This window comes from Galbibacter orientalis DSM 19592 (genome assembly GCF_000260115.1).
Lineage (GTDB): Bacteria > Bacteroidota > Bacteroidia > Flavobacteriales > Flavobacteriaceae > Galbibacter > Galbibacter orientalis.
The window spans coordinates 547,848-561,635 of the sequence record NZ_JH651379.1; the positions used below are offsets into that span (position 1 = coordinate 547,848).

The 13,788-nt window shown below is 34.1% G+C and carries 13 protein-coding genes; 4 read left to right on the forward strand and 9 right to left on the reverse strand.

The features are described from left to right. Window position 1 precedes the first annotated feature (1 nt). A complete protein-coding gene (locus JOOMADRAFT_RS02550; protein ID WP_008611124.1) occupies window positions 2–565 on the forward strand; it encodes a 5-formyltetrahydrofolate cyclo-ligase in 564 nt (187 codons plus the stop codon). Here JOOMADRAFT_RS02550 and JOOMADRAFT_RS02555 read toward each other — a convergent pair. From JOOMADRAFT_RS02555 to JOOMADRAFT_RS02585, 7 genes are all read right to left on the reverse strand, one after another. Next, on the reverse strand, window positions 553–1,194 hold the full coding sequence (locus JOOMADRAFT_RS02555; protein WP_008611125.1) for a lipoprotein signal peptidase: 642 nt from the start codon (window positions 1,192–1,194) through the stop codon (window positions 553–555). The two genes, JOOMADRAFT_RS02550 and JOOMADRAFT_RS02555, sit on opposite strands and share 13 nt — an antisense overlap. Window positions 1,195–1,271: 77 nt before the next feature. After that, complete coding sequence (locus JOOMADRAFT_RS02560) at window positions 1,272–1,823, reverse strand: DUF4097 family beta strand repeat-containing protein (RefSeq protein ID WP_169313483.1); 552 nt, start codon at window positions 1,821–1,823, stop codon at window positions 1,272–1,274. A gap of 319 nt (window positions 1,824–2,142) precedes the next feature. Next, window positions 2,143–2,526: a TraR/DksA family transcriptional regulator gene (locus JOOMADRAFT_RS02565; RefSeq protein ID WP_008611127.1), complete on the reverse strand. Its 384-nt coding sequence runs from the start codon at window positions 2,524–2,526 to the stop codon at window positions 2,143–2,145. Window positions 2,527–2,530: 4 nt separating this feature from the next. Continuing rightward, on the reverse strand, window positions 2,531–6,340 hold the full coding sequence (gene ileS, locus JOOMADRAFT_RS02570; protein ID WP_008611128.1) for an isoleucine--tRNA ligase: 3,810 nt from the start codon (window positions 6,338–6,340) through the stop codon (window positions 2,531–2,533). Between the two features lie 324 nt (window positions 6,341–6,664). Then, window positions 6,665–7,381, reverse strand: coding sequence for a DNA repair protein RecO (gene recO, locus JOOMADRAFT_RS02575; protein ID WP_008611129.1), 717 nt, complete (start codon window positions 7,379–7,381; stop codon window positions 6,665–6,667). Window positions 7,382–7,747: 366 nt separating this feature from the next. After that, window positions 7,748–9,091, reverse strand: coding sequence for an NADP-specific glutamate dehydrogenase (gene gdhA / locus JOOMADRAFT_RS02580; RefSeq protein WP_040879486.1), 1,344 nt, complete (start codon window positions 9,089–9,091; stop codon window positions 7,748–7,750). Window positions 9,092–9,205: 114 nt separating this feature from the next. Continuing rightward, window positions 9,206–10,360, reverse strand: a complete 1,155-nt coding sequence (locus JOOMADRAFT_RS02585) for a cystathionine gamma-synthase (RefSeq protein WP_040879487.1) — start codon at window positions 10,358–10,360, stop codon at window positions 9,206–9,208. An 89-nt stretch (window positions 10,361–10,449) separates the two neighbouring features. Between JOOMADRAFT_RS02585 and JOOMADRAFT_RS02590 the strand changes: the two genes are divergently transcribed. Continuing rightward, a complete protein-coding gene (locus JOOMADRAFT_RS02590; protein WP_008611132.1) occupies window positions 10,450–11,208 on the forward strand; it encodes a DUF3298 and DUF4163 domain-containing protein in 759 nt (252 codons plus the stop codon). Here the strand turns inward: JOOMADRAFT_RS02590 and JOOMADRAFT_RS02595 are convergent. After that, window positions 11,174–11,641 (reverse strand): DinB family protein, encoded by a 468-nt coding sequence (locus JOOMADRAFT_RS02595; RefSeq protein WP_008611133.1) that lies wholly within the window; start codon window positions 11,639–11,641, stop codon window positions 11,174–11,176. The two genes, JOOMADRAFT_RS02590 and JOOMADRAFT_RS02595, sit on opposite strands and share 35 nt — an antisense overlap. 330 nt (window positions 11,642–11,971) lie before the next feature. Between JOOMADRAFT_RS02595 and JOOMADRAFT_RS02600 the strand changes: the two genes are divergently transcribed. Further along, entirely contained in the window at window positions 11,972–12,325 is a 354-nt protein-coding gene (locus tag JOOMADRAFT_RS02600) for an arsenate reductase family protein (protein WP_008611134.1), read from the forward strand. Beyond that, window positions 12,318–13,226 carry a DMT family transporter gene (locus JOOMADRAFT_RS02605; RefSeq protein WP_008611135.1) on the forward strand — a complete coding sequence of 303 codons (909 nt, stop codon included), beginning with the start codon at window positions 12,318–12,320 and terminating at the stop codon, window positions 13,224–13,226. The genes JOOMADRAFT_RS02600 and JOOMADRAFT_RS02605 overlap by 8 nt, the downstream gene beginning before the upstream one ends. A 68-nt stretch (window positions 13,227–13,294) precedes the next feature. On the opposite strand, the gene JOOMADRAFT_RS02610 is transcribed toward JOOMADRAFT_RS02605, so the two are convergent. After that, window positions 13,295–13,777, reverse strand: a complete 483-nt coding sequence (locus tag JOOMADRAFT_RS02610) for an acyl-CoA thioesterase (RefSeq protein ID WP_008611136.1) — start codon at window positions 13,775–13,777, stop codon at window positions 13,295–13,297. Between the last annotated feature and the right edge of the window lie 11 nt (window positions 13,778–13,788).

Below are 13,788 nucleotides of genomic sequence, written 5' to 3' on the forward strand. Positions count from 1 at the left end.
GATGAATAAAAATGAGCTTCGCATAGCGTATAAAAAAAAGCGTGCTACGTTCACACAAGATTTTATTGAAGATGCTAGTATTGCCATTGCCAATCAACTTTTAAAACTTGACATCTGGCAAAAAACCTACTACCATATTTTCTTAAGTATTGAATCTCAAAAAGAGGTTGATACATCTTTCATATTAAGTATTCTTCAAGGAAAAGACAAAGAAATTATTATTTCTAAAAGTAATTTTAAAGACGGTACGTTAACCAACTTCTTACTTACAGATAATACTACCATCAAAATAAATAAATATGGTATTCCAGAACCTGAAGATGGTATTGAAGTTCCAAATAAAAAAATTGAAGTTGTTTTTATTCCACTTTTAGCTTTTGATAAAAAAGGAAATCGTGTAGGGTATGGAAAAGGCTTTTATGACCAATTTTTAAGCTCTTGCAACAAAGATGTAATAAAAATAGGACTCTCATTTTTCCCTCCTGAGGAAGGTATTGTCAATACCAGAAAAGAAGATATTGCTCTTGATTACTGTGTTACTCCCGAGAAGATTTATCTTTTTTGAGCTTTTATTCCTGCCTTTTCTGGAAAAGCTTTCTTATTAAATACTAAAAGTACCCCAACACCAATACTTATTGCAGAATCTGCTATATTAAAAACAGGTTCAAAGAAACGAAAATTACTCCCTCCCCAAATTGGAAACCATTCTGGAAGCACTGTATCTATAATCGGGAAATGGAGCATATCTACAACCTTTCCGTGGAATAAAGTACCATATGGCTGCTCTGCAAATAACGTAGCTACTTGTCCGTAACTATCATTAAAGATTATTCCGTAAAAAACAGAATCAATTATATTTCCTAAAGCGCCTGCAAATATTAATGAAATAGCTATGATTAAAGTTGGAGTAGCTTTCTTTTTAACGTTATCATACAACCAATAACCTATTCCACAGATGGCAAATAACCTAAAAACTGTTAAGAATAACTTTCCTGCTTCATCAGAAACTCCAGGAATAATATCACTTATTTTTGTTCCCCAAGCTGCTCCTTCATTTTCAATAAAAAGAATTTTAAACCAGCTAAAAACTTCTACGTATTCTCCTAAAACAAAGTTTGTTTTTATATATATTTTTGATATTTGGTCTATCACTAAAACCAAAATGATAATAAATGACGCTTTTTTTAATGACATGCTTTTATAGGTAATTGCCTTTTATTAGATGGAGGCATTATTTTTCAATGGCGGTAAAAATAAGGATATTATTCTATTTAATTAATGTAAATGTTTCCGTTAAGCGAATTTAACTCAAACTTAGTATTTCCCTTTTTAAACTTCTCCTTATAAACTTTACCATATTTTGAAATTGCTTCAAAGCTCCCTTTGGAATTTTCTACTACAATATTACCATTTCGGGTTCTGGCTTGAATAAGATTTCCAAAAGTATTTTTCATGTAAACCATTTCATTCCCAGTAGAAATCTGAAGATTATCATATTTCCCTTCTACATATACCTGCGTATAATCTCCTACAATTCGAACTTGCTTATACGCGGGAACTAAAACTTCTAAAGCCACTGCAACTACTTTATGAGCGCTAAGTTTATCGTTGGGTTTATCAAACAAAGGTCTGTTTTCAACTCCAATATAAAGTGTGGTTCCGTCTTCTTTTATAGTGTTTATAAATTCGTTTTGATATTCTCCATCCATAACTGTTGTAATCAAAACATTATTAGAAGCGTGTGTTTTGATGGATACTTTATACACATTTTGTGCATCAATATCAATCAAAGTAACCCCTTTAGCATACACGCTTTTTTCCACAGCTTTTTGAGCAAAACAACATGTAGATACTAAAAGAAAAAAATAAAAAATAGCATTTCTAGCCATCATATACTTTAACAATAAAACTTCACCTTATTCTGAAGACAAATCCTACGGATTAACTCTAAACAGGTTTTAAGGAAAATCAACTACCTCGAGGCAAGTCTACGAAGTATTCAAAGGAAAATAATTTAACCCATTTCGACGTAGAGCCCTTCGGTAAACTCAGCACAGGTTCTGGGGAATAAGCCCTAAATGAGGGATTAAAACAAAAAACGCCCTTAAAAAGAGCGTTTTTATTATAAAAATAATATGATAATTACGATTGCATATTTTTTGCTTCAATACTTAATGTAGCATGAGGAACTAATTTTAAACGCTCCTTGTTTATAAGCTTTCCTGTAACTCTACATATTCCGTATGTTTTGTTCTCTATACGTACTAATGCATTTTTTAAATCGCGAATAAACTTTTCCTGACGTAAAGCAAGCTGTGTATTTGCCTCTCTACTCATGGTTTCAGAACCCTCTTCAAAAGCTTTAAATGTAGGCGAAGTATCATCTGTACCATTATTCCCATCATTTTTATAAGAACTTTTTAGTAGCTCTAAATCCTGATAAGCCTTCTGCATTTTACCTTCTATCAATGTTCTAAACTCTGCTAAATCTTTGTCTGAGTACCTTACTTTTATATCTGTCTCCATAGTACTAGTGTTTTTGAATGATTAATCTGGTGTTCACTTCATCAAATGCAATTTCTGTACCATTATCTAGATTCTCTTCGAAATTAAGCTGTGCAGTTAACGTTTCTGCTTTAATATATTCAATATTATTTTCAACAGCTTTTTCAATAAATCCATCTTTTTGCAACCTTACATCGATTTTGTCTGTTACATCAAAACCGGAATCTTTACGTAAATTCTGAATTCTATTTACTAATTCTCGAGCCACGCCTTCATTACGTAAATCATCTGTAATAGTTACATCTAACGCTACTGTGATTGCACCTGAACTTGCTACTAACCACCCTTCTATGTCTTGTGATGAAATCTCAACTTCATCGATTCCTAAAGTAATGTTTTTTCCATTAATTTCCATAAGGATTTCCCCATTACGTTCAATTTCTTGAATATGAGATTGTTCAAACTTATCTACTTCATTGACAATCAACTTCATATCCTTTCCAAAACGAGGTCCTAAAACCTTGAAATTTGGCTTTATTTGCTTAACTAACAGCCCTGAAGCATCATCTATTAACTCAATTTCTTTTACGTTTACTTCAGATTTTATCAACTCCTCAACTCCTTTAATCTCATCTCTTTGAGCTTCGTCAAGTATAGGAATCATAACCCTTTGCAGCGGTTGACGTACTTTTATCATTTCCTTTTTTCGGAGTGAAAGCACTAAAGATGAGATTGTTTGCGCTTTCTCCATCTTACGTTCCAATAACTTATCAACAAAGTTTTCTACAAATTGAGGGAATTCTGCCAAGTGTACACTTTCATAATTCTCTTTATTTGTAGTACTTACCAGGTCTTTATACAACTGATCCATATAAAATGGAGCTATTGGCGCCCCTAACTTAGCTACTGTTTCCAAGCAAGTATAAAGCGTTTGGTATGCAGAAATCTTATCTTTTTCATACTCTCCTTTCCAAAAACGCCTTCTACATAAACGCACATACCAGTTACTTAAATTCTCTTGAACAAATTCTGAAACAGCTCTAGCTGCACGAGTTGGTTCATATTCAGCATACGCTTCATCTACTTTCTGGATCAAAGTGTTTAATTCTGAAAGTATCCAACGGTCTATTTCCGGACGTTCATTTAAAGGAATATCATCTTCTGCATACGTAAAACCATCAATATTTGCATATAAACTAAAAAAAGAATAGGTGTTGTACAGCGTTCCGAAGAATTTTCTACGAACCTCAGCAATTCCTTCTAAATCAAATTTTAAGTTATCCCAAGGGTTCGCGTTAGAAATCATATACCAACGTGTAGCATCTGGACCGTACTCATCCAACGTTTTAAATGGATCTACTGCATTTCCTAATCGCTTAGACATTTTCTGTCCGTTTTTATCCAATACCAAGCCGTTCGATACTACGTTTTTATATGCAACTGAGTCAAACACCATGGTACCGATTGCATGCAAAGTATAAAACCAACCTCGGGTTTGATCTACCCCTTCAGCAATATAGTCTGCGGGGAAAAAGCCTCCCCCTAGCCCCCTCCCAAGGAGGGGGGACTTTAATTCTTTAGCTATTTTTGAAAGAACAGTATCTATATCTCCAATAACTTCTTCATTAGCAAACCTAATAACTTTATAACCTAAATCTTCTAAAATCTCAGTTCTAAGAGCATCTGCTTGTTGAATTTCGGGTTGCGAATGATACCCTCCATCTACCTCAACAATTAGTCGTTGAGAAAGACAAACAAAATCAACTATAAACTCATCTATTATATGTTCTCTTCTGAACTTAAAACCTTCTAATTTTTTTGTTCTTAAAGATTCCCACAAGATTTTTTCAGCATCTGTTGAATGTTTTTTGCCTTCTTCTTTTAATTGCTTTAATAATTTATAGGAAGAATTTCTTGCTGTTTCATATTTAGGAGAAACTTTCTCTCCCCCTTGGGGGGAGTTGGAGGGGGCTTCAAACGGATAATGCCACTGTGCATAAGGCATCGACCCAGAATCAAACCAAACATCTATTAAATCTGCTTCACGTTTCATTGGTTTTCCAGATGGAGCTACCAATGTAATTTTGTCCACTACATTTTTATGAAGATCTACTTTGTTGTAGTTATCTTCACTCATATTACCTACTTCAAAATCAGCAAAAATATCAGCTTCTAAAACTCCTGCTTCTACGGCTTTTGCCATTTCAGCTTTTAGTTCTTCTATAGAACCAATTACCACCTCTTCTTTTCCATCTTCGGTACGCCATATTGGTAATGGAATTCCCCAGAAACGAGAACGCGATAAATTCCAGTCGTTTGCATTTTGCAACCAATTTCCAAAACGACCTTCTCCAGTTGCTTTTGGCTTCCAATTGATCGTTTTATTTAATTCGTACATTCTATCCTTAACTTCGGTTACTTTAATAAACCAAGAATCTAATGGATAATACAATACAGGTTTATCTGTTCTCCAACAGTGTGGGTAACTATGGACGTATTTTTCAACCTTAAAGGCTTTATTTTCTTCTTTTAGCTTGATTGCTATTTCTACATCTACCGATTTTTCTGGAGCTTCTCCATCCGCATAATATTCATTCTTTACATACTTTCCTCCAATTTCAGGAAGTTCAGCTCTAAAACGGCCTTGCAAATCTACCAATGGAACAGGGTTATCGTTCTCATCTAACACCAACATAGGTGGAATTTCTGGAGTTGCTTCTTTGGCAACCTTAGCATCATCCGCCCCAAAAGTAGGCGCTGTATGTACAATACCTGTACCGTCTTCTGTGGTTACAAAATCTCCCGAAATTACTCTAAAAGCATTTTCTGGATTTTGATATGGCAATGCATATGTTAGCAACTGCTCATATTCAGCTCCAACCATAGCCGCTCCTTTTCCTTCTGCAATTACTTGAAATGGTATTTTCTTTGCTGCTGAAGTATAATTAGTAAAATCTTCTTCTGAAGTAGCCTCAAAATACTTCCCTGAAAATTGTTTTTTCAATAATGGTTTTGCCACTACTACATTGATAGGCTCAAAGGTATATTGATTAAATGTTTTTACTAAAACATAATCAATTTTAGGTCCAACTGTTAATGCGGTATTAGACGGAAGTGTCCACGGAGTGGTTGTCCAAGCTAAAAAATGAACTGTTCCAAAACCTTTTAAAAACTCAGGCAAGGTTTCTTCCTTCGCTTTAAATTGCGCCACAATGGTAGTATCGGTAACATCTTGATAGGCTCCTGGCTGATTAATTTCATGCGAACTCAATCCAGTTCCTGCCTTTGGAGAATATGGCTGAATAGTATACCCTTTATACATCAAATCTTTAGTATAGATTTGCTTGAGCAACCACCAAACACTCTCCATATATTTTGGCTTATAGGTAATATATGGATCTTCCATATCTACCCAATACCCTATTTTACGGGTCATGTCGTTCCAAATGTCTGTGTAACGCATCACCGCTTTTTTACAAGCTTCGTTATATTCTTCTACCGATATTTTAGTACCGATATCTTCTTTGGTAATTCCTAGTTCTTTTTCAACACCAAGCTCTACAGGAAGACCATGCGTGTCCCACCCTGCTTTTCTTTTTACCTGAAAACCTTTTTGAGTTTTATAGCGACAAAAAATATCTTTGATTGCACGTGCCATTACATGATGAATCCCTGGCAATCCGTTAGCAGAAGGAGGTCCTTCATAAAACACAAATGGTTCCTTCCCTTCTCTGCTAGTGATGCTTTTTTCAAAAATAGCCTGCTCTTCCCAAAACTTTAAAACTTCTTCTGCAGTTTTAGGCAAATCCAATCCTTTATATTCTGTAAACTTCATTTATATATAATCAGTTATCCTTTGTATTAATTCCATAGCCTATAACCAAACTATAGGCAGAGATGATAAATATACTTCAATAAAAAACGTCTTGTAATAAAACCCTCTTTGAGGGATTAAAGTTGGCAAAATTACTAAATTCCAACGAATTGACACACCTTAACACTACTAAAAGCAACACCTTGATTGATAAGTAACTTGAAAATAATAGTTTTAGAACTTAAACATAACTTTTATAAGAATAATCTCCACATTTATTTTATTAACAAAAACAAACTAAGTAGCTAATTTCCATTGTTTTTGTAATACCTCTAAAATGATAAGTTAACTAAATACTTGCTGAAGGATTTCTAGTGAGCGAGGCTTTTTAAAATCTGACAAATGAAGCTGATAATAGCGAATTAAATTATTTAATAATACCGCACGAACACCTCTTCCCATCTTGATTATTTTAGCAGCATCAAAATCGGCTTTCAAAAATTGTTTAAAAGCTACCAATGTAGTCCCTTCAATTACTTCATTATAAAGAGAAGGAACAAATTCTCCTTCGGATAAATCAAAATACGGGGCTTCTATATGAGTATCATCAGGATAAAAACCTAAAAAAGTAGTAAGCTGAATTAAGAATGAAATATGAAAATTAGCAATATCTTCATGAGTATCCAACCAAATAAAAGCCTCTTCTATAAAAGAATACAAAGCTTTATTTTCCTCCTCTTCCTGCATAGAAATTACTAACATTTCGGAAAGGAATAAGGAAATAGAACTTTTTAAAACGTCTGTTTGAAGGGTTTTGTAAGAATAGCTTAACTTAACGTCTCGCAAGCTTTCTAAAGTTCCTTTATCTCTATGATTGGCTACAACCTCCAACTGAGTTAGCGGCTGAAAATATCCTTTTTTTAGCTTCCCTTTTTTAGAAGCCAAAACTCCTTTAAGCATATACGATTTTAAGCCATCGCTTTCCGTAAAAAGCTTAACAATTAAACTCGTATCTCCATATTTTAAAGCAGAAAGCACAATAGCTTTGGTAGTAACAATCATAAAACAAAGATAGCGAAGAATCTATTCTGAAAAACTACTAAAATAAGTTCATAAACTATCAATCATAAAAAACACCCTTCAGTATAAAACCAAAGGGTGTTTAAAATAAAATTGTTTAAATTATATATAAGAATACATTAATGTCCGAGTAAAAATACAGAACCGCTTCGCTGTAAGAGAAAAGAACAAAGACTAAATTTTAACTGTTACAAAATGAGTAATTTAAAGAAATAACATTACTAAACTCCTCTTTTTATTCATTTTTCTTAATAGCAAGGGAGCTATTTTAAAAACCCCTATTAACCCTTAATATAAGTAGAGTCCAATAAAAGTCGTAACCTTTATTAGACAACAATAATAAGAATATTAAACTACTCCTTGTGCTAAAACAGCATCGGCAACTTTTACGAAACCAGCAATATTAGCGCCTCTTACATAATTTATATATCCATCTGGATCCTTTCCATGCTCAATACAAGAATTATGAATACTTTTCATAATACCTTTTAATTTCTCGTCCACCTCTTCTCTAGTCCAGCTATAACGCAATGAATTTTGCGCCATCTCTAACCCTGAAGTAGCAACTCCACCAGCATTAGATGCTTTTCCTGGAGCAAACAATATTTTAGAATTATGAAAAACCATTACAGCACCTGGAGTACATGGCATATTTGCCCCTTCACTCACACAAATACATCCATTTTTAACCAATGCTTCTGCATTTTCTTTATCTAATTCATTTTGTGTAGCACACGGCATTGCAATATCACAAGGTATATGCCATGGCGTTTTCCCTGCATAATATTCTGCATTTGGATATTTATCTAGATATTCAGAAATTCTACCACGCTTCGTGTTTTTAATTTCCATAACATACGCTAGCTTCTCCTCATCTATCCCATCTTTATCATAAATAGTTCCTCCAGAATCGGATAGCGTTACCACTTTTGCTCCTAATTGCGTAGCTTTTTCTGTAGCGTATTGCGCCACGTTACCAGAACCAGAAACCGTAATAATCTTTCCTTCAAGACTATCTCCTTTAAGCTCTAACATATTTTGAGCAAAATATACGTTTCCGTACCCTGTTGCCTCCGGACGAATAAGGGAACCTCCCCATGAAAGTCCTTTTCCAGTTAAAACTCCAGTAAATTCATTTCTAATTTTACGGTACATCCCAAACAAGAAACCTATTTCTCTAGCTCCAACTCCTATGTCTCCAGCTGGCACATCGGTATTTGGACCAATATGTCTAAAAAGTTCTGACATAAAACTATGGCAAAAACGCATAATTTCGTTATCCGATTTCCCTTTTGGATCAAAATCCGATCCTCCTTTTCCACCGCCCATTGGCAATGTGGTTAAGCTGTTCTTAAAGACCTGCTCAAAAGCTAAGAATTTTAAAATACTTAAATTTACTGTTGGGTGAAAACGAAGACCACCTTTGTATGGACCGATAACAGAACTCATCTGAATTCTGTACCCTCTATTAACTTGGATTTCTCCATTGTCGTCTACCCACGGCACTCTAAACATAATTGCTCTTTCTGGCTCTACCATTCTTAACAATATGTTTTTACCATTGTAAATTTCGTGTTCGGCTATGTAAGGAAGTACTGTTTCTGCTACTTCTCTTACTGCCTGAAGAAATTCTGGCTCATGTGCATTACGGACTTTCACTTCGTCCATAAATGCTTCTATTTTTTCGTCCATTGCGTTCATAAAAAATGGATTAATTAAGTATTTAATAATTTCGAGGCAAAATTATACTTTTTATTGAAAATCAATGCCTCTTTTTTGTAAAATCAATAATTTCAAACGTTTTCGCTACCCTATTGCTTGATCCAAATCTTCTATCAAGTCGTTTTTATCCTCAATTCCAACACTTAAACGAATAAGCGCATCTACAACGCCTGTTTTTTCGCGTTCTTCTTTTGGAATAGAAGCATGTGTCATACTTGCTGGATGCCCAGCTAAAGACTCAACACCTCCGAGTGATTCTGCCAGCGTAAATACTTTTAAATTCTCAACAATCTTAATTGCCTCTTTATAATCATTCCCTTTTGTTACAAAAGAAATCATTCCTCCAAAACCATTCATTTGCTCTTTTGCAATTGCATGGTTAGGATGCCATTCAAACCCTGGCCAATATACCTTTTCAATTTTAGGATGCTTTGCCAAGAAATTTGCTACTGCTTCTCCATTTTCACAATGGCGTTGCATACGCACATGCAAGGTTTTTATTCCTCTCAGCACCAAAAAACTATCCATTGGCCCTGCAACTGCTCCACTTGCATTTTGTATAAAGTATAATTTATTGGCTAGCTCTTTGTCTTTTACCACCAAGGCCCCCATTACCACATCGCTATGTCCCCCTAAATATTTAGTTGCAGAATGCATTACTAAATCGGCTCCCAAATCTAAAGGTTGCTGTAAATAAGGTGTAGCAAATGTATTATCCACCCCCAACAAAACCTTGTGTTTTTTTGCTATTTCAGCAACCGCTTTAATAGCTATAATATTCATCATTGGGTTGGTAGGCGTTTCTACCCAAATAAGCTTGGTATTTTTATTAATATGTGCTTCAATAGTAGAAGCGTTCTCCATATTAACAAAATGAAATTTAATCCCAAACCCTTCAAATATTTTACTAAACAACCTATAACTCCCTCCGTATAAATCGTTAGTAGAAACCACCTCATCTCCAGGCTTTAAAAGTTTCATAACAGCATCTATAGCGGCTAAGCCACTAGCAAATGCCAATCCGTAATTTCCATTCTCAATACTTGCCAAACTGTTTTCCAAAGCCGTACGTGTAGGGTTTGCACTACGAGAATACTCATAACCCTTATGTCCGCCAGGGGTACTTTGTGCATATGTTGATGTTTGGTAAATTGGTGGCATAACAGAACCGTATGCTTTATCGGGCTCTTGCCCTCCGTGGATTGCTTTAGAATTAAAGCGTAAATTATCTTTACTCATAAGTTGAAGATTGTCTAACAAAAATATCGTTTACTTTTGGGGATTGCAAAGAACAGCGTACCTTTATCCTTTATTTAACAGCAATTTTTATGAAGCGATTTTTTGCAATTGGAATTATTCTATCTGCAGTATTTTTTACAGCCTGTGAAAAGAAAGAAACTCTAAGTTTTGTTAATCAAAATATGGTCAACAACACATGTACTAATTGTCCGAAAGTAACTATTGACCTTCCGCAAGCGCAACCCGAAAACGAAATCACTAGCAAGATTAATCAAGATATTAATAAGTTTGTTATTAACATCCTTAACTATTCCGAGGAAAAAACCACCGATTCTTTGGATGCTGCAATTGAAATATTCCGAAGTGATTACAAAAAACTAAAAGAACGATTTCCTGAAGATATTATTCCATGGGAAGCTACTATTAATGGAACTATCTCATTTCAGAATACCCTCTTTACTTCTATCAAAATTGAAAGCTACATCTTTACAGGAGGAGCTCATGGATACGGAAGTATTACTTTTTTAAATTACGATACAAAAACAGGAAAAGCGTTAACTGCTGAAGACTTATTTACAGACAAAGGGGCTTTTGTAGATTATGCTGAAAAACTATTTAGAGAAGAAGAAAAAATAAAACCCGATGCTAATATAAATAGCACCGGATTTATGTTTGAAAATGACAATTTCCATCTTCCAAATAGTATTGGTTTTGATGAAAAAGGCATTGTATTAATTTACAATCCTTACGAAATATCTGCTTATGCTGACGGACTTACAAAAATTGAAATTCCTTTGGAAAAAGCAACCCAATTTATGAAGCCTGAATGGCTCTCAGAAGCGCATTAACAAAACCTGTATGCAAACCTTCGTGGTAATTATTAAAAGCAATAGCATCTTCAATACTATTTATATTTATTCCAACACTATTGGTAAAACTAATATACGAAGTTGACTTTTTATAATCTTCTTTAACCCTATCTACATTTAACATTAACTCTTCTTTGTATTTATTAAAATCTTCCAAAGAGACTGGTTTATTAGGATTTGGCGCAGTTCCTTTTCTATAATTATCTACAAGCTCATCATCCACATACATGGCTTGCCCTGCCAATTTATAACATAAAAGTTGTTGCGTAACCACCAAATGGATAACATTCCATGCAATATTATTATTAAATCCTTCTGGAATTCTATTAATTTGTTCTTCTGAAAGACCTTCGGTAGCTTTTAACAAGCTTTTTCTACTTTTTTCTAATATCTCAAATTGATATGCCAACATACTATTTATTTTTTTGCTAAATGAAGTTTAAAACACTAGGTATTAACCCTCCATAAAGCATATTATTTACAAAGCATAAAATTAAGAAAACTAGGCTCAATTCCCTTGAAAAAACTCAGTTAAAACATTCAAAGAGGACCTTGTTATAATTCCACAAAAAAGAAGGAGTAACTAAACTAATAGCTTTAAATTTGCATTTTAACCTCTCATAGAGGGATTAATTATAGTCAAAATAATCGCCTCCACAGAAGGAAGGAATGAGATTTATGATTTTGCGATTTTTATCTATTATCAATTTTATTACCAAATGTTTAACCTAAATTTATTCGTATGAAAAAAATCTATCATCTTAGCACTTGCGATACTTGTAAAAGAATTATTCAAGAAATAAATTTTCCTGATAATTTTACTTTCCAAGACATTAAAACAGAGGCTATTACTGAAAGTCAGCTAGAAGAGATGAAAGCTCTTTCTGGTTCTTATGAATCCTTATTTAGCAAAAGAGCTCGCCTATACAAGGAGCGCGATTTAAAGAATCAAGCCCTTGAAGAAAACGATTATAAAAGTCTTATTCTGGAGCATTATACTTTTTTAAAACGCCCTGTAATTATTGTTGATGAAAATATTTTTATAGGAAATAGTAAAAAAATAGTAGCAACAGCAAAGGAAACCATTCATGAATAAACGAATTTTAGCGTTGTTGGCTGCATTTGGGGCAAGTGTTATTTACGGAATAAACCATACGGTTGCTAAAGACGTAATGCCTACCTACATTGAGCCTTTTGGATTTATTTTTCTAAGAGTAACGGGTGCCGCCGCTTTGTTTTGGCTTATTAGTTTTTTTGGCCCAAAAGAAAAAATTGCTAAAGAAGATTGGCCACGACTTATTGGAAGTGCCATTTTTGGAATGGTTATTAACATGCTGATGTTTTTTAAAGGGTTAAGCCTTTCTTCCCCTATTAACAGCGCCGTTATATCTACTATTACTCCAATTTTTGTTTTTGTACTTTCTGCATTAATTATAAAAGAACGGATTACTCCAATTAGAGCTTTTGGAGTTATGCTAGGACTTGCTGGTGCACTCGGACTTGTACTTTTTGGAGAGCAAATGCAGCAAGGAGCCCCAGATATTGCTTTAGGAAATATTATGCTCCTTACCAATGCTATCTCCTATGGTATTTATTTAATTTTAGTTAAACCTCTTACAGTAAAATACCACGCATTTACTATTATGAAGTGGGTTTTTCTTATCGCTATTTTTATTAATTTCCCATTTACTATTTCAGAATTTACAGCAGTAAAATGGAGCTCTTTACCTTTTGATGCTATTTGGCGTATGGCATATGTAGTACTTGGAACTACATTTTCTACCTACTTACTTAATATCTATGCACTAAAACAATTAAAAGCATCTACTATTGGAGCCTTTGTGTATTTACAACCGCTTATTGGAATTGCATTTGCTGTTTTAGTAGGCGCTGATAAAATTAGTTTTGTTAGAATAATTGCTGCTATATTAGTATTTATTGGGGTTTATTTAGTGACCAAAACAAAGAGAAAAACCCCCTCACAGCAAAAACCATGAGGGAGCAAACAAAAAATATGTCAACATCTTTTATTTTATAGCCTACTACTTTACAAGCTCCTTAAAACTTATTCAGACTTTAAGTCGACAGGCATCTTAGCATGCTTACGAGTATCTTCTTTTGTTAAAACCCTAAAATCTTCAGCACGATCTACTTTTTCAAATAAATGCGCTGCTTCCTCTGGAAGTCCTATTAATTTTCTAGAACCCAAATCTATCCAAGCCCCCATAATCTCACAATGCGCAACATTACGTCCTTTATAATCGTAATAATTATGATGAAATTCAAAAAACATTCCATCTTCACTCATCCCTTTTAACTCCAAAGAAACTGTTACTGGTTTTCCAGAAAACACTTCTTTAAAATAATAAATATGCTCATAAAACACCACAGGACCTATATTTAACTTTCCTAACAAACGCTGATCAAAACCCTTTTCTATAAGATAGGACATACGCGTATGTGCAGCAAACTCAATATAAGCCTTGTTTGCCAAATGTCGGTTTGCATCCAAATCGTTCCAACGGATTTCAAATTCTTTTGTGTACATCTTCAATATTT

What these genes read in the sequence shown, in the direction of transcription:
- ileS (WP_008611128.1), bottom strand. Translation starts at nt 6,340, where the DNA reads ATGAAGTTTACAGAATATAAAGGATTGGATTTGCCTAAAACTGCAGAA.
- JOOMADRAFT_RS02610 (WP_008611136.1), bottom strand. Translation starts at nt 13,777, where the DNA reads ATGTACACAAAAGAATTTGAAATCCGTTGGAACGATTTGGATGCAAAC.
- JOOMADRAFT_RS02605 (WP_008611135.1), top strand. Translation starts at nt 12,318, where the DNA reads ATGAATAAACGAATTTTAGCGTTGTTGGCTGCATTTGGGGCAAGTGTT.
- JOOMADRAFT_RS02550 (WP_008611124.1), top strand. Translation starts at nt 2, where the DNA reads ATGAATAAAAATGAGCTTCGCATAGCGTATAAAAAAAAGCGTGCTACG.
- JOOMADRAFT_RS02585 (WP_040879487.1), bottom strand. Translation starts at nt 10,360, where the DNA reads ATGAGTAAAGATAATTTACGCTTTAATTCTAAAGCAATCCACGGAGGG.
- JOOMADRAFT_RS02600 (WP_008611134.1), top strand. Translation starts at nt 11,972, where the DNA reads ATGAAAAAAATCTATCATCTTAGCACTTGCGATACTTGTAAAAGAATT.
- JOOMADRAFT_RS02595 (WP_008611133.1), bottom strand. Translation starts at nt 11,641, where the DNA reads ATGTTGGCATATCAATTTGAGATATTAGAAAAAAGTAGAAAAAGCTTG.
- JOOMADRAFT_RS02555 (WP_008611125.1), bottom strand. Translation starts at nt 1,194, where the DNA reads ATGTCATTAAAAAAAGCGTCATTTATTATCATTTTGGTTTTAGTGATA.
- recO (WP_008611129.1), bottom strand. Translation starts at nt 7,381, where the DNA reads ATGATTGTTACTACCAAAGCTATTGTGCTTTCTGCTTTAAAATATGGA.
- JOOMADRAFT_RS02590 (WP_008611132.1), top strand. Translation starts at nt 10,450, where the DNA reads ATGAAGCGATTTTTTGCAATTGGAATTATTCTATCTGCAGTATTTTTT.
- gdhA (WP_040879486.1), bottom strand. Translation starts at nt 9,091, where the DNA reads ATGGACGAAAAAATAGAAGCATTTATGGACGAAGTGAAAGTCCGTAAT.
- JOOMADRAFT_RS02565 (WP_008611127.1), bottom strand. Translation starts at nt 2,526, where the DNA reads ATGGAGACAGATATAAAAGTAAGGTACTCAGACAAAGATTTAGCAGAG.